We start from the raw sequence: 19,085 nt of genomic DNA on the forward strand, positions 1-19,085 counted from the left end.
GCCGGCTAAAACCACAATCCGGAGACTTCATGCAAAAACTGTTTTTCGCCGCCGCAATGGCAGGCGCAGGCGTAGTCACATTCAGCACAGCCGCGCAGGCAGCCGACTGGCAGCCCACCCGTCCGATCGAATTCATCGCGTCCGCCGGCGCGGGCGGCGGCACAGATGTCTTCGCGCGTACGGTGCAGACCGCGATCAACAAGAACAAGCTGCTGCCGCAGTCCGTCATCGTGACCAACAAGGGCGGCGGCAGCGGCGCCGAAGCGTTTGTCTACGCAAAGACCAATGCGAAGGACCCGTACAAGGTTTACTTCGGCACGCAGGATGTCTACCTGCTCCCGATCGGCTCGAAGCTGTCGTACACGCCGGCCGACCTGACGCCGGTGATTTCCATGCTGTTCGACCCCTTCCTGCTCTGGGTCCAGCCGGAATCCGGCATCACCGACGTCGCCAGCTTCGTCGCCAAGGCCAAGGCAAGCCCGAGCGGCTTCAAGGCAGGCGGCGCGAAAGCCAGGGAAGCGGACGAAACCCTGGTCTCGCTGATCAAGGGCGCAAGCGGCATCAATGCCCGCTACATTCCTTACAAGAGCGGCAGCGAGGTGGCGACCCAGCTGGCCGGCAAGCATCTGGACTTCAACGTCAACAACCCGGCCGAAAGCGTCGAGCAATGGCGCGCCGGCGCGCAACGCCCGCTCTGCGTGTTCAGCGCCAAGCGCATGCCAGGCACGACGCCGGTGGGCGAGGGCAAGTCATGGTCGGACATTCCGACCTGCAAGGAAGCCGGCCTGAATGTGCGGCCGTTCGAGCAGCCGCGCACGATCTGGCTCGCGGCCAACATGGACCCGGACGTCGTGGCGTTCTACAAGGACCTGTTCAGGAAGGTCACGCAGACGCCTGAATGGAAATCCTACGTCGAACGGTCGGTGACGATACCCACCGTGATGGTGGACGAGGAGCTGCGTTCCTTCATTGCCACCGACAAGGCAGGCTACGAAGAGATTTTCGGCCGCAACGGCTGGTCCGCGCAGTAACGGATACCGGGCGGGACTGCGGCGCTGGCCGCTGGTCCCGGTCCCGCATCGCTCCTTGTCCGCAACACAATGAGGTAACCGGATGTTCAATACGCGCTTCGCAATGGAAGTCATTGCTGCATTGTTCACTGCCGCGGTCGGGCTGGTGTTCGCCTTCGGCGCGCTCAGGCACGGCATCGCCTGGACCGAGAACGGGCCGGCGGCAGGCTTCTTCCCTTTCTACATCGGCTGCCTGATCGTGCTCGGCAGCGTTGGCAACCTGGTGCAGGCCACGCTGGCCCGGCGCCGGCTGACGGGCGAGTTCATCCCGGCTGACCGGAAAAACGAGGTGCTCGTGTTCATGGGCTCGGTGCTTGCCTTCGCCGTCGCGGTGGCCTTCCTTGGCCTGTATGTGAGCACCGCGGCCTACCTGCTCGTCGTCGGCGTCTGGAAGGCGAAGCTGCGGCTGCCGCGTGCGCTGGCGCTCGGCCTGGGCACTGCCCTGTTCTTTTTTGTTTGTTTCGAATACGCGTTCAAGCTGCCGCTGCCGAAGGGGCCGCTGCTGGGCCTGTTCGGCATCTACTGACCGCAGGGGCGAGCGAGGAAAATCATGGGCAACCTGCATTCACTGATGGACGGGTTCAGCATTGCGCTGACCTACCAGCATATCTTCATCATGGTCGCCGGCGTGCTGCTGGGGCTGGTGGTCGGCGTGCTGCCAGGCCTGGGCGCGCCGAACGGCGTGTCGCTGCTGCTGCCGCTCACCTTTACGATGGACCCGGTCAGCGCCATCATCCTGCTGACCAGCATGTACTGGGGCGCGCTGTTCGGCGGCTCGACCACGTCCATCCTGTTCAACATCCCGGGCGAGCCGTCGTCGGTCGCCACGACCTTCGACGGCTATCCGATGGCGCAGGGCGGCGCGGCCGGCCGTGCGCTGACGCTGGCATTCGCGTCGGCCGGCTTCGGCGCGCTGATCGGCGTCGTGGTGATCACGCTGCTGTCCGGCTGGATGGCCGGGTTCGCGATGAAGTTCGGTCCGGCCGAATTCTTCGCGGTCTATTTCATCGCGTTCGCCGGCTTCATCGGCATGTCCAGCGGCTCGGCGTTCAAGACGGTGGTGTCGATGGCGCTGGGCTTCGGCCTGGCGACGGTGGGCATGGACACGGTGTCCGGCGCATCGCGGCTGACATTCGGCTTCGACAACCTGATTGCCGGCATCAGCTTCCTGATCGCCGTGATCGGCCTGTTCGGCTTCGGCGAGCTGCTGATGACGATCGAGGAAGGCGCGAAATTCAAGGGCGTGCGGGCCAAGCTGACGCTGCGCGAGATCGGCAGCGCGCTGGCCGAATTGCCGCGCTACTGGAAGACGCTGCTGCGCAGCAGCGCGATCGGCTGCTGGATGGGCATCACCCCGGGCGGCCCGACCGCCGCGTCCTTCATGAGCTACGGCATCGCGCGCCGCATGGCGGGCAACAAGGCGGCGTTCGGCAAGGGCGCGCCGGAAGGCATCGTCGCGCCGGAAACCGCCGACCATTCCGCCGGCTCCTGCGCGCTACTGCCGATGCTGGCGCTTGGCATCCCGGGTTCCGCCACCGCGGCCGTGATGATGGGCGGCCTGATGATCTGGGGCCTGGCGCCCGGTCCCATGCTGTTCGTCGAGCGCCCGGACTTCGTCTGGGGACTGATTGCCAGCATGTATATGGGCAACCTGATCGCAGTGGTGCTGGTGCTGGCGACCGTTCCCTTCTTCGCCGCCATGCTGCGCATCCCGTTCAACGTGATCGGGCCGGTCATCGTGGTGGTCTGCATCACCGGCGCCTTCACCGTGGCCGGCAAGGAATTCGACATCTACCTGGCGCTGGCCTTCGGCGTGCTGGGCTACCTGTTCAAGAAGCTCGACTATCCGCTGGCGCCGCTGGTGCTGGCCATGGTGCTCGGCGACAAGGCGGAAGACGCGTTCCGCCAGGCGATGATTTCAGCGGAAGGGTCGGCCTCCATCTTCTGGTCCAACCCCCTGGTCACGACGATGATGCTGGTCGGCTTCGTGCTGCTAAGCCTGCCGCTGCTGTCGCTGGCCCGGCGCAGGAAGCCGGCGGCCACGGCTCTGGCCGAACAGTCGGCCTGACAGGAAGGAACGGGATATTCATGGACATGCATCCTCAACACATCGTGCGCAGCAGCCTGCATGACATGCTGGTCAGCCACCTGCGCGAACTGATCCTGAAAGGCGAGCTGCGCCCCGGCGACAAGCTGCCTGAACAGATGCTGTGCGAGCGCTTCGGCGTGTCGCGGACGCCGATGCGGGAAGCGGTGAAGGTGCTTGCCGCGGAAGGCGTGCTGCGCCTGCAGCTCAATCGCGGCGCCATCGTGGCCGAAACCACGCCGCAGGATATCGAGGAACTGTTCCCCATCATGGCGGCGCTGGAAGCGGTTGCCGGAGAACAGGCCTGCCGCAAGGCGAGCGACGCGCAGATTGCGCAGCTGCGGGCGCTGCACAATGCGATGGTCGGCCATTACGAGGCCGGCGAGGAGGCTGCCTACCTGCGGCACAACCGACTGATCCATGAAGCCATTGTCGAGATGACAGGCAATGCCACGCTGGCCGGCATGTACCAGCAGATGCTGACCCGCATCCACTGCGTGCGCTTCACGATAGGCAAGACCGTCGACCAGTGGAAGAAGGCCATCGCCGAGCATGAACAGATCGTGACCGCGCTGGAGCAGCGCGACGGCGCCAGGCTGGCCGAATTGCTCAAGGCGCACGTGCTGGAGACGACGGTGCGCATCACGCAGGACTACATCAACCGTTTGCCCGCTGCCGGCCGCGATGCCGCCTGAGCGGGTGACGACTATCAACAAGGAGCGATTATGAGTACAGGGGAAGTGCGCCTGAGCGTCAGTGATGGCATTGCAGCCATCCTGATCGACCGGCCGGCGGCACGCAATGCGATGACCTGGGCGATGTACCAGCAGCTCGGCGCCATTTGCGAGCAGCTCGGCAACAGCCCGGACGTCCGGGTCGCCACCATCCGCGGCGCCGGCGGCGAAGCGTTCGTCGCAGGCACCGATATCGAGCAGTTCCTGACGTTCAAGGACGGCGAGGACGGCATCGAATACGAGAAGAAAATCGACGCGATGATCGAGGCGATCGAGCGGCTGCCGATGCCGACCGTGGCCATCGTCGAAGGCTATGCGATCGGCGGCGGTTTTGCGCTGTCGGCGGCCTGCGACTTCCGTATCGGCACCCCGGACGCATCGTTCGGCGTGCCGATCGCCAGGACCCTGGGCAACTGCCTGTCGATGGCCAATTACGCCCGCGTCGTTGCCGCGGTCGGCGCACCCCGGGCGAAGCGCCTGATGCTGCTGGCGGAGAGCCTGGGCGCGCAGGAAGCGCTGGACTGCGGCTTCCTGACGGAAATCGCACAGCCGGAAGAAATCGACGCGCGGGCGGCGGCGCTCTGCGGCCGCCTGGCGAAACATGCGCCGGTGACGATGCGCGCGTCGAAGGAAGCGATACGCCGCATCGTCGCGGCCGGCCTGCCCGATGGCAGCGACCTGATCAGGATGTGCTACGGCAGCCGGGACTTCCGGGCAGGCGTCGAGGCCTTCATGGAAAAGAAACGCCCGGTCTGGACCGGCAGCTGAGCCGGCACCGAGCGGGCACTGAGCTAACACCAGGCGACCACCTGAAAACCACAACGAATAAAGGTAAATCGAGATGACAGGACCTCTTGCAGGCATGCGCGTGATCGAACTGGCCCACATCATGTCGGGCCCGGTATGCGGCATGATGCTGGCCGACATGGGCGCGGACGTGATCAAGGTGGAAAAGACGCCGGACGGCGACGATTCGCGCCGCTTCGCGCCGGTGCTGGAATGCGGCGAGTCCGCGTCCTTCATGATCGTCAACCGCAACAAGCGCGGCATCGGCATCAACCTGAAGACCGAAGGCGGGCGCGCGGTGCTGGCGCGGCTGCTCAAGGATGCCGACGTGGTCACCGAGAATTACCGCGGCGGCACCATGGAGAAATTCGGCCTGGGCTATGAAGAGCTCAGGAAGCTCAATCCCGGCCTGATCTACTGCTGCATTTCCGGCTTCGGCCGCACCGGGCCGTATGCCGACAAGGGCGGCTTCGACCTGATCGCCCAGGGCATGAGCGGGCTGATGAGCATGACAGGCGAGGAAGGCCGTCCGCCGATCAAGGCCGGCTCGCCGGTGGCCGACATCAATGCCGGCATCCTGGCGGCGCTGGGCATCGCCGCCGCCTATGCGGAAAAACTTCGCACCGGTCTCGGACAGGTGGTCGACACGTCGCTGTTCGAAGCCGGGCTGCAGCAGATGTACTGGCCGGCGGCAAACTATTTCGGCAACGGCACCATCCTGCCGAAGATGGGATCGGCCAACTCCACCAGCACGCCTTACCAGGCATTCCGCTCGCGCGACGGCTGGATCAATATCGGCGCGGCCAACCAGGCCAACTACCAGCGCCTGGTCGAGGTGCTGGAGATGCCCGAACTGGCAACGGACGCGCGTTTCGTCACCAACCAGAACCGCATGGCGAACCGGGACGCACTGGTCGCGCTGCTCACCGAGCGCCTGCAGACCCGCACCACCGACGAATGGATGGCCCTGTTCGACGTTGCCGGCCTGCCGGCCGGTCCGGTCCTGGAGATTCCCGATGCGCTGTCCCACCCGCAGGCGCTGGCGCGCGACATGATCGTCGAGACCGAGCATCCGGCGGCCGGCACGGTCAAGGGCATCGGCCTGCCGATCCGGTTTTCCAACGGCAAGAGCGAGGCCTGCCTGCCGGCGCCGATGCTGGGGCAGCATACCCGCGACGTGCTGATGGAAATCGGTTATTCGGCCGAGGAAGTCGACGCGCTGGTGCGCGCCAATGCGGTGCTGGCGAGTGCGGTGGCCGCCGGGGCCGAAGCATGATGCGCCGGCCGCCGGCGCGACGCGCATGGACGGGAAGCCGGGGATGACGCCGGCCGCCCCGGCCGGGGATGCGCTGCCGCGCGCCGCCGTGGTCTACCTGGCGCTGGCCTCCTTTGCCAGCGCGCTGTCGCTGCGCGTGACCGACGCCCAGCTGCCCCGGCTGGCCGAGGAGCTGGGCGTGTCGCTGGGCGACGCCGCCTACATCGTGACGACGTTCTCCATCGCCTATGGCGCGTCGCAGCTGTTCTTCGGTCCGCTGGGCGACCGGCATGGGAAATACCTGGTCGTCGCCTGGGCCTGCGTCGCCTGCGCGGTGACCGCGTCGCTCTGCGCGGTCGCGCCGGGCTACCAGATGCTGCTGCTGGGCCGCCTGCTGGCGGGCGCAACCGCGGGCGCGATCATTCCGCTGTCGATGGCCTGGCTGGGCGATGTCGTCCCGTACGAGCAGCGGCAGCCGGTGCTGGCGCGCTTCCTCGCCGGCCAGATCCTGGGCCTGTCCTCGGGCATGCTGGTCGGCGGGTTCGCGTCAGACTTCCTGAACTGGCGCGTGCCCTTCATCGGCATCGCGCTGCTGTTCGCCGGCATCGCGTCGGTGCTGCTGAAGATCAACGGCAGGCTGCCCGCCAGCGCCCGCATTGCGCGCAGGAGCGAGGGGCCGATGATGCGCCGCATCCTCGCGGATTTCGGCTACGTGCTCGGGCGGCCCTGGGCGCGCGTGGTGCTGACGACGGTTTTCCTGGAAGGGGCATTCGTCTACGGCGCATTCGCGTTCATTGCGTCCCACCTGCACCGCGTGCTGGGCATGTCGCTGTCCAGCGCGGGCATGGTCATCATGCCGTTCGGACTCGGCGGGCTGCTGTTCGCGGCCGGCGCGAAAGCCATCGTGCCGCGGCTGGGCGAGCACGGCCTGGCACTGTGGGGCGGACTGACCCTGGGCGCGGCGCTGCTGGGCATCAGCCTGGCGCCGTCGATGTGGTACGCGCTGGCCGGCTGCTTCGCGGCCGGCGTCGGCTTCTACATGCTGCATAACACGCTGCAGATCAACGCGACCCAGATGGCCAGCGACCGGCGCGGCGCCGCGGTCGCCGCATTCGCGTCCTGCTTCTACCTCGGCCAGTCGGTCGGCGTCGCCCTGGCCGGCGCGATGGTGGAGAGGGCGGGCACGTCGCTGGTGATTTTGCTTGGAAGCGCCGGCGTGCTGGCGGCGTCGTTCACCTTCAGCTTGCTGCGCCGCGCCCGGCCGGAGATCCCGGTGACCGGCTGAAGGACGGAAAAAACGCTTTGCCCGCTACATCATTTCGGATATTGTATTCAAAATGTAATCCGAGGAATTGCCGGAATGGAAGTAGCGGTTGCCGTGGACCGGCCTGGAGGCAGCCGCTGCCGGGCCGGTCGAAACCACCCCGGCAGATCGCGGATTACTGATCGACACAACTAATTACAAGCTGCGGCCCGAGCCGCGAAGGAGACAAAATGTTGAACCCATCGTTGAAATTCGCTGTTCCTCTCGCCCTGGTTTCGCTCGGCGCCGGCCTCGCCGGCACTGCGCATGCATGGGAGCCGACCAAGCCGGTCGAGATCGTCGTGCCATTCAGCGCCGGCGGCGCCACCGACCAGATGGCGCGCTCGATCCAGGGCATCATCACCAAGCACAAGCTGATGAAGCAGGCCATCATCGTCCAGAACAAGGCCGGCGCCAGCGGAGCGGAAGGGCTGCTGGACGTGAAGGCGTCGGCGGGCGATCCGCACAAGCTGGTCGCTTCGTCGTCCGGGCTCTACACGGTGCCGCTGGCCACCGGGCTGCCGTTCAACTGGCAGGACCTGACCCCGGTCGCGATGGTCGCGCAGGACCAGTTCGTGCTGTGGGTGAACAGCGAGACGCCGTACAAGACTGCCGGCGAATACCTTGCCGCTGTCAAGAAAACGCCGGATGTGTTCAAGATGGGCGGCACCAGCTCCAAGCGCGAGGACCACATCATCACCGCGCTGATGGAAAAGAAGGCCGGCGTCAAGTTCACCTATATCCCGTACAAGGGCGGCGGCGAAGCGGCGACGCAGCTGTCGGGCAAGCATATCGATTCCAACATCAACAATCCGTCGGAATCGATCGCGCAATGGCGCGCCGGGCAGCACCGCGCGCTGTGCCTGTTCTCCGAGAAGCGCAGCGAGTACAAGGAAAAGGTCACCGACACCCAGAGCTGGGCGGACCTGCCGACCTGCAAGGAGCAGGGCCTGGACGTGCAGTATGAAATGCTGCGCGTGTTCATGCTGCCGGGCAAGGTGCCGGCCGACGCCGCGAAGTTCTACGAGGACCTGTTCCAGAAGGTCATGGCCACGCCCGAGTGGAAGAGCTATCTCGAGAAGAATGCATTGAAGTCGACCGCGCTGGTGGGCCAGCCGCTCCGCGACTACCTGGCCAAGGATGAAAAAGCGCATCGCGAGATCATGAGCGCAGCCGGTTTCCTCGCGAAAAACTAGGCTGCTGCCGCACCCATGCCGCAGCAGCGTCGCGCTGCGGCTTTCCCCACCTTTCATTCGACGTCCTTCATCATGAGCACACAGCCTGAAGTCCACGAGGTCGACGAGCAGACCGAAACCGCCGTCACGCGACGAACCGCCGAACTGGCGGTGGGCGGCGTGCTGGCGCTGGTCGCCATCCTCGTCATGGTCAGCAATTACCAGCTTGGCGCCGGTTGGGCCAGCGACGGCCCCCAGGCCGGCTATTTCCCGTTCCGCCTCGGCCTCGCCATCTTCATCGGCAGCCTCGTCGTGCTCAGGCAGGCCTATGTGAGCAAGGACCGGTCGGCGTTTATCGAGAAGGGGCAGCTGCGCCTGGTGGCCACCGTACTGCTGCCGCTGATCGTCTTCGTCGCCGCGGTGCAGTTTACCGGCATCTACCTGGCCTCGGCCGTATTCATCGGCGCCTTCATGATCTTCGTCGGGAAATTCAGCTGGTGGAAAGCGCTGGTGACCGGCTGTGCAACCTCGCTGGTGCTGTTCTGGATTTTCGAGGCCATGTTCCAGGTCCCCCTGCCCAAGGGTCCGCTCGAAGCATTTTTTGGATACTGACAGGAGCCCACATGGATGATATTTCCCTATTGATTTCCGGGTTCTACACGGTATTGTCGTGGCAGAACCTCGGCCTGATGGCGATCGGCATTTTGCTGGGCATCGTCGTCGGCGTGCTGCCCGGCCTCGGCGGGCCCAACGGCGTGGCCATCCTGCTGCCGCTGACGTTCACGATGAACCCGACCTCGGCCATCATCCTGCTGTCCTGCATATACTGGGGCGCGCTGTTCGGCGGCGCCATTACCTCCATCCTGTTCAATATCCCCGGCGAAGCCTGGTCGGTGGCGACCACGTTCGACGGCTACCCGATGGCGCAGCGGGGCAAGGCGGGCGAAGCCCTGACCAGCGCATTCACCGGCTCCTTCATCGGCGCGCTGGTGGGCGTGATCATGATCACCTTCCTCGCGCCGCTGGTGGCGAAATTCGCGCTGCGCTTCGGGCCGCCGGAATTCTTCGCGGTCTACTTCCTGACCTTCTGCAGCTTCATCGGCATGGGCAAGGAGCCGAAGGCGAAGATCGTCATCGCCATGTGCGTCGGCTTCGTGCTGGCGGCGGTCGGCATGGACACGATTTCGGGCGAGCTGCGGATGACTTTCGGGATGGCGCCGCTCCTGCGCGGCTTCGACTTCCTGGTTGCCGTCATCGGCCTGTTCGGCATCAGCGAGATCCTGATGACGATGGAGGAGGGGCTGGCCTTCAAGGGCAAGCAGGCCAGGATAGACCTGAAGGTCGTTCTCAAGACCTGGGCCGGCATGCCGCGCTATTTCATGACGCTGATACGGTCGTCGCTGATCGGCTGCTGGCTGGGCGTGACCCCGGGCGGCGCCACCGCGGCATCGTTCATGGGCTACGGCGTCGCCAAGAAATTCTCCAAGGACCCGGACAGCTTCGGCAAAGGCAATGTCGAGGGCGTGCTTGCGCCGGAAACCGCCGCCCACGCGGCCGGCACCAGCGCGCTGCTGCCAATGCTGGCGCTGGGCATTCCCGGCTCGGCGACGGCGGCCGTGCTGCTGGGCGGTCTGATGATCTGGGGCCTGCAGCCGGGGCCGCTGCTCTTCGTCGAGCAGAAGGACTTTGTCTGGGGGCTGATCGCCAGCATGTACCTGGGCAATCTGGCGGGCCTGATCATCGTGCTGGCCTCGGTGCCGCTGTTCGCCGCGATCCTGCGCATACCGTTTTCCATCATCGCGCCGGCCATCCTGGTGATCTGCGCGATCGGCGCATTCACCGTGCACAACGCGCAGTTCGATATCTGGCTGATGCTGATCTTCGGCATCGTCGGCTATGTCTTCAAGAAGCTCGACTATCCGCTCGCGCCGATGGTGCTGGCGCTGGTGCTGGGCGACCGTGCCGAGGACGCGTTCCGGCAAAGCATGCTGGCGTCCAAGGGCGGGCTGGGCATCTTCTGGGCGAATGGCCTGGTCGGCACCATCATGACGCTGGCTGTCGCCGGCCTGGTCTGGTCGCTGATCGGCAGCCTGCGCGAGCGGATGCGGATGCGGACTGCCTGAGCAGAAGGGCCAGGACGCCGCGCGCCGGCTTCAGGCGGCCGCGGTTGTCTTGTCGGACGCCGTTGACTTGCTATCGGCGGCGGCCGGAGCGCCGGCCAGGTCCCGGAGGATGGCGTCGCGTTTTTCCAGCAAGTGCTTGCGGAGGATGGCGCCCAGCCGCGGGCCGTCGCGGGTTTCGAGCGCCTTGATCATTTCCTCATGGTCCTGGATCGCGCTGTCCCATTTTCCGGCCTGGAAGTTGGACTTGAAGCGCAGCGCGAGCAGGCGGCGGTTGATCGACAGGTAGGTCTGGCGCAGCACCGAATTGCGGGCCGCCTCGTTGATCTTGTTATGGATGGTCTGGTTGCGGCTGTAATAGCCCGGCAAGTCGTTCTGCGCGCGGCAGGCGATCATCGCATAGTGCAGCGCCTTGATTTCCGCAATCTCGACCGGGGTGATTCGCATGGCCGCCAGTTCGCCGGACATTGCCTCCAGGCCGCTCATGACTTCAAAGCTTTCCCAGATTTCGGTGTCCGACATCCGCGAGACGAATGCGCCGCGGTTCGGGGCGATATCGATCAGTCCTTCGGCCGCCAGCACCTTCATTGCCTCGCGCAGCGGGGTGCGTGAAATGCCCAGCGTTTCGCACAGTTCGCGTTCGTTGAGCTTCATGCCGGGCGCAAGCGCGCCTTCGACGATCAGGTTGCGCAGATGGGTGACCACGGTGTCATGCAGGCGCATGCGCTCGACCTTGGTGACGGCCAGGAAACTGGATGGCGCGCTCTCGTTTTCTGTATTTTGCATGCTAAACCTCCGAATCGCGGTATTTTAACCGAAGTTGTTACCCGGGCCAGGGTGACCACTAGTTGGCCTTGGTGTCAGAGAGTACGCCGTGCAAACAGGGCCTGGAGAATTAATTCAGAAAGCTGTTTACGGACAGCGAACGCTTTGTTAGAGTATTTTGTATTCAAAATTCAAAGACTCGATCTAGGATAACAAGGACACCATGCTGACTCTCGACTTCCATCCCGCCGGTCGCCACTTCCTGCAGATCCCGGGACCCAGCCCGGTGCCCGACCGCATACTCCGTGCGATGAGTTATCCGACCATCGACCATCGTGGCCCGGAATTCGGCGCGCTCGGGCTGAAGGTGCTGGCTGGCATCAAGAAGGTGTTCAAGACCGAGCAGCCGGTCATCATTTACCCGGCGTCCGGCACCGGCGCCTGGGAAGCGGCGCTGTGCAACGTGTTCAGCCCGGGCGACGCGGTGCTGATGTACGAGACAGGCCATTTCGCGACGCTCTGGAAGAAGATGGCCGAGGCGCTCGGCCTGAAGCCCGAGTTCCTGGGCGATCCGGGCATCGAGGGCTGGCGGCGCGGGGTGCAGGCCGACCGGATCGAGGCCCGGCTGCGCGAAGACAGCAGCCATGCGATCAAGGCGGTCTGCGTCGTCCACAACGAAACCTCGACCGGCGTGACGTCCGATATCGCCGCGGTCCGCCGCGCGATCGACGCCGCCGGCCATCCGGCGCTGCTGCTGGTCGACACCATTTCCGGCCTGGGCTCGGCGGATTACCGGCACGATGAATGGGGCGTCGACGTTACCGTATCCGGCTCGCAGAAGGGCCTGATGCTGCCGCCGGGAATCAGTTTCAACGCAGTGTCGGAAAAAGCCATCGCCGCCAGCAAGTCGGCCCGGCTGCCGCGCGCATTCTGGGACTGGACCGAGATCATCGAGATGAACAAGACCGGCTACTGGCCGTACACGCCCAACACCAATCTGCTGTACGGATTGCACGAGGCGCTCGACATGATATTGGGCGAAGGGCTGGACAACGTGTTCCAGCGCCACCAGCGCCTGGCGGCCGCCTGCCGCGCCGCCGTCAATGCCTGGGGCCTCGAGATCCAGTGCGCCGACCCGGCCGTCTATTCGCCGGTGCTGACCGGCGTGATGACCCCGGAAGGCTTCGACGCCGACGCGATCCGCCGCATCATCTATGATAATTTCAACATGTCGCTCGGCACCGGCCTGGGCAAGATGAAGGGCAAGATGTTCCGTATCGGCCATCTCGGCGAAGCCAATGAACTGACGCTGATGGCGACGCTGGCCGGCTGCGAGATGGGCCTGAAGCTGGCGGGCGTGCCAATTGCCGGCAGCGGCGTGAGCGCGGCGATGGAAAACCTGATGGCCGGGTCCATCGCGGCAGCGGACAGGAAGGCAGCCTGATCCAGGCGCGGCGGCGCATCGGCGCCGCCCTCACCGTCTTACCGTTTCACTGTTTCACTGTTTCACGGTTTCACAGTCGCAACGGCGCCGCCGTATCGCCCGCACCCAGCAAAAGGAAATTGGCAGCCATGCATACCCAGCCCATCCATTTCGTCCCAGCCGGCCCCGGACGCGCCGAGTCGCCGCTCGAACGGCACCTGCGGCAGGAAATGCAGGGCGAGGTGCTGTTCAGCCGGGCCGACCGCGGCCGTTATGCGACCGATGCGTCGATCTACCAGGTCATGCCGGTCGGCGTGGCCGTCCCGCGCAACCAGGAAGACCTGCTGCGCTGCCTCGACATCGCGCGCCACCACCGGGCCGCGGTGCTGGCGCGCGGCGCCGGCACCAGCCAGTGCGGCCAGACGGTGGGCGACGCGCTGGTGATCGACAACAGCAAGTGGCTCAACCAGGTGATCGACTTCGACCCGGTCGCGATGACCGTGACGGTGGAGCCGGGCATGGTGCTCGATCATCTCAACGCCTGGCTCAAGCCGCATGGGCTGTGGTTCCCGGTCGACGTGTCGACCGCCGCCCAGTGCACGATCGGCGGCATGACGGGCAATAATTCCTGCGGCTCGCGCTCGATCGAATACGGCAACATGGTGCACAACGTGCTCGCCGTCGACGCGGTGCTGGCCGATGGCACGCAGGCCCGGTTCGGCGCGATGGCCGGCATGCCGCCGGCAGGCCGGGTGGGGGACATCGTTTCGGGCATCGAGCGGATCGCGCGGCGCGAGCGCAGCGAGATCGTCGAGCGGGTGCCCAAGGTGCTGCGGCGGGTCGCCGGCTACAACATCGACCTGTTCGACTGCCAGAACCCGCGCGCCTATACCGACGACGGCACGGCCAATCTCGCCCATATCCTGGTGGGCTCGGAAGGCACGCTGGCATACAGCCGCCAGGTCACGCTGAAGCTGGCGCCGCTGCCGGGCAACAAGGTGCTGGGCGTGGTCAACTTCCCGACCTTCTACCAGGCCATGGACATGACCCAGCATATCGTCAGGCTGGGGCCGACCGCGGTCGAGCTGGTCGACCGGACCATGATCGACCTGGCGCTGACCAACCCGGCCTTCGAGCCTGTCATCCGCAAGGCGCTTGCCGGGCATCCGCAGGCCATCCTGCTGGTCGAGTTCGCCGGCGACGACAAGGGAGCGCTGAAGGAAAAGCTGGACCGCCTCGCCGAGCTGATGAGCGACCTGGGGCTGCCGGGCGCCGTCGTGAAAATGCCGGATGCGAATGAACAGAAGGCCTTGTGGGAAGTGCGCAAGGCCGGGCTGAACATCATGATGAGCATGAAGGGCGACGGCAAGCCGGTGTCCTTCATCGAGGACTGCGCGGTGCCGCTCGAGCATCTCGCCGAATACACCAGCCGCCTGACCGATGTCTTCCACAAGTACGGCACCGAGGGCACCTGGTATGCCCATGCGAGCGTCGGCACGCTGCATGTGCGCCCGATCCTCGACATGCGGCGCGACGGCGCCCGCGACATGCGCGAGATCGCCGAGGTCGCGTCGGCGCTGGTGCGCGAGTACAAGGGCGCTTATTCGGGCGAGCATGGCGACGGACTGTGCCGCGGCGAATGGGTCGCGTGGCAATACGGTCCCCGGATCAACCAGGCGTTCAGCGAGATCAAGGACCTGTTCGACCCGGACAACCGCTTCAACCCCGACAAGATCGTGCGCCCGCCCAAGATGGACGACAAGCGCAATTTCCGTTTCGCGCCCGGCTACCGGGAACTGCCGCTCACGCCGGCGCTGGACTGGTCTGCCTGGAACGTCACCCGCGACCCGCTGACCGGCGAGGAAAGCGCGCCTGGAACCGGCTCCGACCGCAGCGGCGGCCTCGCCAAGGCAGTGGAGATGTGCAACAACAACGGGCACTGCCGCAAGTTCGATGCCGGCACCATGTGTCCGAGCTACCGGGCCACCCGCGACGAAAAGCACGTGACCCGCGGCCGGGCAAACACGCTGCGGCTGGCGATTTCCGGCCAGCTGGGGGAAGACGGCCTGGCCAGCCAGGACGTCAAGGACGTGCTGGACCTCTGCGTTTCCTGCAAGGGCTGCAAGCGCGAATGCCCGACCGGCGTGGACATGGCCAAGATCAAGATCGAGGCCCGCGCCGCCTGGACCCGCAAGCATGGCCTGTCGGCGCGCGACAAGCTGGTCGGTTTCATGCCGCGCTATGCGCCGTATGCAAGCAGGGTCGGCGGGCTGATGGCCGCGGCTGACCGGGCGCCGCGGCTCTCGGCCTGGCTCAAGGGCAAGCTGGGGCTGGCGTCGCAGCGGGCGTTTCCGCAATTCCGCAAGTCCTTTCTGTCGGGCGCAGGCGCAAACCGGCCTGCCGCGGCCGGCAGCAAGGAAGTCTTGCTGTTCGTCGACACCTTCAACAATTACATGGAGCCGGAAAACGCGGAAGCCGCGCGCCGCGTGCTCGAAGCCGCCGGCTACGCGGTGCACTTCAATACCCGGAACGGCGAGCGGCCGCTCTGCTGCGGCCGCACCTACCTGTCGGCGGGCCTGGTCGACCAGGCCAGGGCCGAAGCCAGGCGCACGCTGGACCAGCTGCTGCCCTATGTCGAGCGCGGCCTCGCCATCGTGGGGCTGGAGCCGTCCTGCCTGCTGTCGCTGCGGGACGAATTCCTGCATTACGGCTACGGCGCCGAAGCGGAGAAGCTGGCGGCATCGGCCTTCCTGTTCGAGGAATTCCTGGTGAGGGAAAAGGAAGCCGGCCGCCTGGCCCTGGACCTGCATGCGCTCGCCACGAGCCAGGCGCTGGTCCACGGACACTGCCACCAGAAGGCTTTCGACGCGGTGCATCCGGTGCAGACCGTGCTGCGCTGGATACCCGGCCTGCAGGTTTCCGTGATCGAGTCGTCATGCTGCGGCATGGCGGGCAGCTTCGGCTACGAGGCGGAGCATTACGCGGTGTCGCAGGCGATGGGCGAGCTGTCGCTCTTTCCGGCGGTGCGCAAGGCGGCGAGCGACACGCTGCTGGTCGCCGACGGCACCAGCTGCCGGCACCAGATACACGACGGGACAGCCAGGAACGCGGTGCATGTCGCGCGCGTACTGGCCTCCTCGCTGCAGGCCGGCCCGGCAAGCGCGCTCGGCTGAAGTGGGACGCCGGCGGGCCCGTCAGGACCTGTCGGGCAGGTCGAGCTTGCCGGTCACGCTCAGCTTGTGTACGACAAGCTCGTCGATTTCCAGCCGCCTGATGCGCGCTTTCTTGACCGACAGCGAGCCGATCGCCAGCGCGCCCAGCGCCACCGCGCCGATCGCCAGCGCGCCGGTCGCCATCACGCCGAGCACGGTGCTGCCGATCGCCTGCGTGCCGATGGCGCGGGCGCCGATGGCCTGCTTGTCTATCCGGGATAAATGCGCAGGCGGCCGGTGCTTCGCAGCGCAGTGATTGAAAGGCATGATCGCTCCTGGTCGGTAGGGTGGGCCGGGTTATGAACGTTCAATGCTAATCCCGTCCGCAGCGCCGGCCTTGAACCCGCGCAGAACATCGGACGCGCCGGCATGGCTGGCGGCAAGGCCCCGCTGCAGGTCAGCGCAGGGACTCGGGGACGGCAAGGGCTCCGCGCGCCGCCGCGTTTTCCATGCCCTGCACGCCGCGCCAGCTGGCGCCCTCGAAGCGCGCGCCGGTCAGCACGGCGTCGGCGAAGCGCGTATCGATCAATTCCGCGCCGCGCAGGTCGGCGCCGCTGAGGTCCGCGCCGCGCAGGTCCGCCGACGCGAACTCGGCGCCGGCCAGGTTGGCATTCATCAGCTTCGCGCCGCGCAGGTCGGCGAAGCTGAAATCGGCCCGCTTCAGGTCCGCGCCCGCCAGGTTGGCGTCGCGCAGGTCGGCCGAGGCGAAGCTTGCCCGCATCAGTCCCATCGACTGGTTCTTCATGTCGGCCGCGCCCTGCAGCCCGGCCAGGTTCGCGCCCCGCAGCCGCGCGCGCGACAGGTCGCCGATGAAGCGCGCGCCGGCCAGGTTCGCGCCGGCCAGGTTGGCGCCCTTGAGCTGCATCGAAAACATCATTGCGCCCGACAGGTTTGCGCCGCTGAAGTCCGCGCCTTCGCCGAAGCTGACGGTCAGGTTGCAGCCGGCAAGGTTGGCATGCTGGAGCTTGCTGCCGTTCAGCACCGCCGCGCCCAGGTTGGCGCCCTTGAAATCGATAGACGCCAGGTCCAGCCCGGACAGGTTCCTGGCATAGAAATCTGCCGGCGCGGCAGCCGTCGCCCCGGCCAGCCGCGACAGCACCTGCGCCCGGTCCAGCTTTTCGTAACCAGCCCATTCGGCCGCGCCCGCCGCGCCGGCTTGCGCCAGCAGCAGCGCCATCAGCAGCGCCATCAACAGGGAGCGCATGTGTTGGCTCGTGGGAAACAAGCGCCGGTTGGCCATGACGGACTCCTCGGTCGGTGGGGAAAATGCGCCGCCTTTCCTGCTGCCTTGCGTCGATCCGGGTGGTCTGCGGGCAGCGACAGCGGCGTTGTCGGACTTCATAGTACAAAAAGACATAATGCGTGCAGTCGCGCAGGAAATGAGTTTTTACACAACTTCTGATGACGGGCAAAGGCAGGTGAAACAGGCACGCATGGACACCGCCGCGGCGGAACCGCAGGCTGCAGCGGGCGTCTGCGCAAAGGTAGCGCCCCGGACGCCCTGCCGCACGCTCTGCCGCATGCCGGGAAAAGCGGTGAGGACGACGGCCACCGGGCGCATGGCAGGCCGCGACCGTTGCCGTTCGGTCGCATGCGGGTCGATCCCCGGCTGACCGCTGCAATCATGCGTCAGGACAAGACCTCGTGCCGCCCGCCGCCCGACCGGGCGGCATCCCCGTAAAATTGTATTTACTATATCAAACGATAACTTACCGGGAGTAGCCGCATGCCCAACACCGAGTCGATTGCCATCCGACAGCCCACGATGCAGTGGCCCATTGCCTTCGCCGCCGGCTTCGTTGCCGTGCTGGCGCTGCACCAGCCCATGCTCGGCCTGCTTTCCTCGCTCGGCATCACCCAGGCGGTGCCGTATGCAAGCAAGGCGGTCGGGCCGCTGGGCGTGCCGCAGTTCATCTCGGCTGCCTTCTGGGGCGGGATCTGGGGCATGGTATTGCAGGCGGTGAGCCGCCGCTGGCCCGTCGGCGCGGGTTTCCTGCTGAAGTGCCTGATCTTCGGCATGATCTTTCCGACGCTGGTTGCCTGGTTCGTGGTCGCGCCCCTCAAGGGCCTGCCGATGGCCGGCGGATTCAAGGCCAACAACATGATCACCGGTCTTTGCGTCAATGCCGCCTGGGGACTGGGCGCCGGCATCCTGCTGGCGCTCTATCGCCGCAGCCGGCGCTAGTCGGCCGGCGGGGACGGCAAGGACAGCGGCAGGACGGCGAATCACGCTGATCCAGATGCAACGCCTATTAAAGGATATCCCGATGGAGCCCCTGCCTGTCCTATTCATTTCGCATGGCTCGCCGATGCTGGCGATCAGCGACAGCCCGGCCCGCCGCTTCCTCGAGTCGCTCGGACGTTCGCTGCCGCGGCCAACGTCCATCCTCGTCATCTCCGCGCACTGGGAGTCGGACGGCGCGCCGGCGGTCAGCCTGGCGCAGCAGCCGGCAACCATCCATGACTTCCGCGGCTTCCCGCCCGAATTGTTTGCAATCGATTACCCGGCGCCGGGCGCGCCGGAACTGGCCGGCCATGCGGCGCAACTGCTGGAGCAGGCCGGCTATGCGGTCAAACGCAGCGCCGACCGCGGCCTGGACCATGGGGCCTGGGTGCCGCTGCGGCTGATGTACTTGCAGGCCGATATACCGGTCGCGCAACTGTCGCTGGTTCGCGGCGCCGGCCCGGCGGAACATGAAAGACTCGGCAGCGCGCTGTCCGCGCTGCGGCAGGAAGGCGTGCTGGTCGTCGGTTCGGGTTCGCTGACGCACAACCTGAACGAGTTTCGCGGCCAGGGAGTGGATGCGCCGGTGCCGTCCTGGGTCAGCGATTTCTCGGACTGGATGCATGCGAGGCTGCAGGCGCAGCAGCGGGATGCGCTGCTGGACTACCGGCGCGCCGCGCCCGACGGCGAGCGCAACCATCCGACCGAGGAACACCTTTTGCCGCTGTTCGTGGCAATGGGCGCGGCTGGCGCGGCAGCCAGGGCCGAGCGCATCCATGCGAGCTATGAATACGGCGTGCTGGCGATGGACGTCTACGCGTTTGCCTGAAACCGGTCCTAGAGCCTGTTATGAACTAATGGACCGGTCTGGAAATCAATTGCGGGTACGGACACCCGTAAGCCTTATCCGAGCGACGTCAGCGATGAAGAAT

Annotated in this window: 17 protein-coding genes; 14 read left to right on the forward strand and 3 right to left on the reverse strand. The window is 66.0% G+C overall.

What is annotated here, in order from left to right:
- Positions 1-29 precede the first annotated feature (29 nt).
- The 10 genes from QOL82_RS26740 (at position 30) to QOL82_RS26785 (ending at position 10,532) form a co-directional block, all read left to right on the forward strand.
- Positions 30-1,031: a Bug family tripartite tricarboxylate transporter substrate binding protein gene (locus tag QOL82_RS26740; RefSeq protein ID WP_283445375.1), complete on the forward strand. Its 1,002-nt coding sequence runs from the start codon at positions 30-32 to the stop codon at positions 1,029-1,031.
- An 82-nt stretch (positions 1,032-1,113) separates the two neighbouring features.
- Positions 1,114-1,596, forward strand: a complete 483-nt coding sequence (locus QOL82_RS26745; RefSeq protein WP_283445376.1) for a tripartite tricarboxylate transporter TctB family protein — start codon at positions 1,114-1,116, stop codon at positions 1,594-1,596.
- 24 nt (positions 1,597-1,620) lie between these two features.
- Positions 1,621-3,138 carry a tripartite tricarboxylate transporter permease gene (locus tag QOL82_RS26750; protein WP_283445377.1) on the forward strand — a complete coding sequence of 506 codons (1,518 nt, stop codon included), beginning with the start codon at positions 1,621-1,623 and terminating at the stop codon, positions 3,136-3,138.
- Positions 3,139-3,158: 20 nt separating this feature from the next.
- A complete protein-coding gene (locus tag QOL82_RS26755) occupies positions 3,159-3,851 on the forward strand; it encodes a GntR family transcriptional regulator (protein WP_283445378.1) in 693 nt (230 codons plus the stop codon).
- 30 nt (positions 3,852-3,881) lie between these two features.
- Positions 3,882-4,658: an enoyl-CoA hydratase/isomerase family protein gene (locus QOL82_RS26760; protein ID WP_283445379.1), complete on the forward strand. Its 777-nt coding sequence runs from the start codon at positions 3,882-3,884 to the stop codon at positions 4,656-4,658.
- 73 nt (positions 4,659-4,731) lie between these two features.
- Positions 4,732-5,952, forward strand: coding sequence for a CaiB/BaiF CoA transferase family protein (locus tag QOL82_RS26765; RefSeq protein WP_283445380.1), 1,221 nt, complete (start codon positions 4,732-4,734; stop codon positions 5,950-5,952).
- Positions 5,953-5,977: 25 nt separating this feature from the next.
- Positions 5,978-7,216 carry an MFS transporter gene (locus QOL82_RS26770; RefSeq protein ID WP_283445381.1) on the forward strand — a complete coding sequence of 413 codons (1,239 nt, stop codon included), beginning with the start codon at positions 5,978-5,980 and terminating at the stop codon, positions 7,214-7,216.
- A 209-nt stretch (positions 7,217-7,425) separates the two neighbouring features.
- Positions 7,426-8,430: a Bug family tripartite tricarboxylate transporter substrate binding protein gene (locus QOL82_RS26775; protein WP_283445382.1), complete on the forward strand. Its 1,005-nt coding sequence runs from the start codon at positions 7,426-7,428 to the stop codon at positions 8,428-8,430.
- Positions 8,431-8,502: 72 nt separating this feature from the next.
- Positions 8,503-9,021, forward strand: a complete 519-nt coding sequence (locus tag QOL82_RS26780) for a tripartite tricarboxylate transporter TctB family protein (protein ID WP_283445383.1) — start codon at positions 8,503-8,505, stop codon at positions 9,019-9,021.
- Positions 9,022-9,032: 11 nt separating this feature from the next.
- Positions 9,033-10,532 (forward strand): tripartite tricarboxylate transporter permease, encoded by a 1,500-nt coding sequence (locus QOL82_RS26785; protein ID WP_283445384.1) that lies wholly within the window; start codon positions 9,033-9,035, stop codon positions 10,530-10,532.
- A gap of 30 nt (positions 10,533-10,562) precedes the next feature.
- Here the strand turns inward: QOL82_RS26785 and QOL82_RS26790 are convergent, their stop codons facing one another.
- On the reverse strand, positions 10,563-11,315 hold the full coding sequence (locus QOL82_RS26790; RefSeq protein WP_283445385.1) for a GntR family transcriptional regulator: 753 nt from the start codon (positions 11,313-11,315) through the stop codon (positions 10,563-10,565).
- A gap of 202 nt (positions 11,316-11,517) precedes the next feature.
- Here QOL82_RS26790 and QOL82_RS26795 point away from each other — a divergent pair, with 202 nt between their 5' ends.
- Entirely contained in the window at positions 11,518-12,738 is a 1,221-nt protein-coding gene (locus tag QOL82_RS26795) for a pyridoxal-phosphate-dependent aminotransferase family protein (protein WP_283445386.1), read from the forward strand.
- Between the two features lie 128 nt (positions 12,739-12,866).
- Positions 12,867-15,890: an FAD-binding and (Fe-S)-binding domain-containing protein gene (locus tag QOL82_RS26800; RefSeq protein WP_283445387.1), complete on the forward strand. Its 3,024-nt coding sequence runs from the start codon at positions 12,867-12,869 to the stop codon at positions 15,888-15,890.
- Positions 15,891-15,911: 21 nt separating this feature from the next.
- Here the strand turns inward: QOL82_RS26800 and QOL82_RS26805 are convergent, their stop codons facing one another.
- Positions 15,912-16,196: a hypothetical protein gene (locus QOL82_RS26805; RefSeq protein ID WP_283445388.1), complete on the reverse strand. Its 285-nt coding sequence runs from the start codon at positions 16,194-16,196 to the stop codon at positions 15,912-15,914.
- Positions 16,197-16,326: 130 nt separating this feature from the next.
- Positions 16,327-17,133, reverse strand: coding sequence for a pentapeptide repeat-containing protein (locus tag QOL82_RS26810; RefSeq protein ID WP_283445389.1), 807 nt, complete (start codon positions 17,131-17,133; stop codon positions 16,327-16,329).
- Positions 17,134-17,655: 522 nt separating this feature from the next.
- Between QOL82_RS26810 and QOL82_RS26815 the strand changes: the two genes are divergently transcribed.
- Together QOL82_RS26815 and QOL82_RS26820 are read left to right on the forward strand one after the other, a co-directional pair.
- A complete protein-coding gene (locus QOL82_RS26815; protein ID WP_283445390.1) occupies positions 17,656-18,114 on the forward strand; it encodes a hypothetical protein in 459 nt (152 codons plus the stop codon).
- An 82-nt stretch (positions 18,115-18,196) separates the two neighbouring features.
- On the forward strand, positions 18,197-18,982 hold the full coding sequence (locus QOL82_RS26820) for a dioxygenase family protein (RefSeq protein WP_283445391.1): 786 nt from the start codon (positions 18,197-18,199) through the stop codon (positions 18,980-18,982).
- Positions 18,983-19,085 lie beyond the last annotated feature (103 nt).

It is taken from the genome of Noviherbaspirillum suwonense, assembly GCF_900182955.1.
Taxonomy (GTDB): Bacteria; Pseudomonadota; Gammaproteobacteria; order Burkholderiales; family Burkholderiaceae_D; genus Noviherbaspirillum_A; species Noviherbaspirillum_A suwonense.

Excerpts from the sequence above, each read along its gene's own strand:
- QOL82_RS26740 (WP_283445375.1), top strand. The coding sequence starts at position 30 with ATGCAAAAACTGTTTTTCGCCGCCGCAATGGCAGGCGCAGGCGTAGTC.
- QOL82_RS26745 (WP_283445376.1), top strand. The coding sequence starts at position 1,114 with ATGTTCAATACGCGCTTCGCAATGGAAGTCATTGCTGCATTGTTCACT.
- QOL82_RS26750 (WP_283445377.1), top strand. The coding sequence starts at position 1,621 with ATGGGCAACCTGCATTCACTGATGGACGGGTTCAGCATTGCGCTGACC.
- QOL82_RS26755 (WP_283445378.1), top strand. The coding sequence starts at position 3,159 with ATGGACATGCATCCTCAACACATCGTGCGCAGCAGCCTGCATGACATG.
- QOL82_RS26760 (WP_283445379.1), top strand. The coding sequence starts at position 3,882 with ATGAGTACAGGGGAAGTGCGCCTGAGCGTCAGTGATGGCATTGCAGCC.
- QOL82_RS26765 (WP_283445380.1), top strand. The coding sequence starts at position 4,732 with ATGACAGGACCTCTTGCAGGCATGCGCGTGATCGAACTGGCCCACATC.
- QOL82_RS26770 (WP_283445381.1), top strand. The coding sequence starts at position 5,978 with ATGGACGGGAAGCCGGGGATGACGCCGGCCGCCCCGGCCGGGGATGCG.
- QOL82_RS26775 (WP_283445382.1), top strand. The coding sequence starts at position 7,426 with ATGTTGAACCCATCGTTGAAATTCGCTGTTCCTCTCGCCCTGGTTTCG.
- QOL82_RS26780 (WP_283445383.1), top strand. The coding sequence starts at position 8,503 with ATGAGCACACAGCCTGAAGTCCACGAGGTCGACGAGCAGACCGAAACC.
- QOL82_RS26785 (WP_283445384.1), top strand. The coding sequence starts at position 9,033 with ATGGATGATATTTCCCTATTGATTTCCGGGTTCTACACGGTATTGTCG.
- QOL82_RS26790 (WP_283445385.1), bottom strand. The coding sequence starts at position 11,315 with ATGCAAAATACAGAAAACGAGAGCGCGCCATCCAGTTTCCTGGCCGTC.
- QOL82_RS26795 (WP_283445386.1), top strand. The coding sequence starts at position 11,518 with ATGCTGACTCTCGACTTCCATCCCGCCGGTCGCCACTTCCTGCAGATC.
- QOL82_RS26800 (WP_283445387.1), top strand. The coding sequence starts at position 12,867 with ATGCATACCCAGCCCATCCATTTCGTCCCAGCCGGCCCCGGACGCGCC.
- QOL82_RS26805 (WP_283445388.1), bottom strand. The coding sequence starts at position 16,196 with ATGCCTTTCAATCACTGCGCTGCGAAGCACCGGCCGCCTGCGCATTTA.
- QOL82_RS26810 (WP_283445389.1), bottom strand. The coding sequence starts at position 17,133 with ATGCGCTCCCTGTTGATGGCGCTGCTGATGGCGCTGCTGCTGGCGCAA.
- QOL82_RS26815 (WP_283445390.1), top strand. The coding sequence starts at position 17,656 with ATGCCCAACACCGAGTCGATTGCCATCCGACAGCCCACGATGCAGTGG.
- QOL82_RS26820 (WP_283445391.1), top strand. The coding sequence starts at position 18,197 with ATGGAGCCCCTGCCTGTCCTATTCATTTCGCATGGCTCGCCGATGCTG.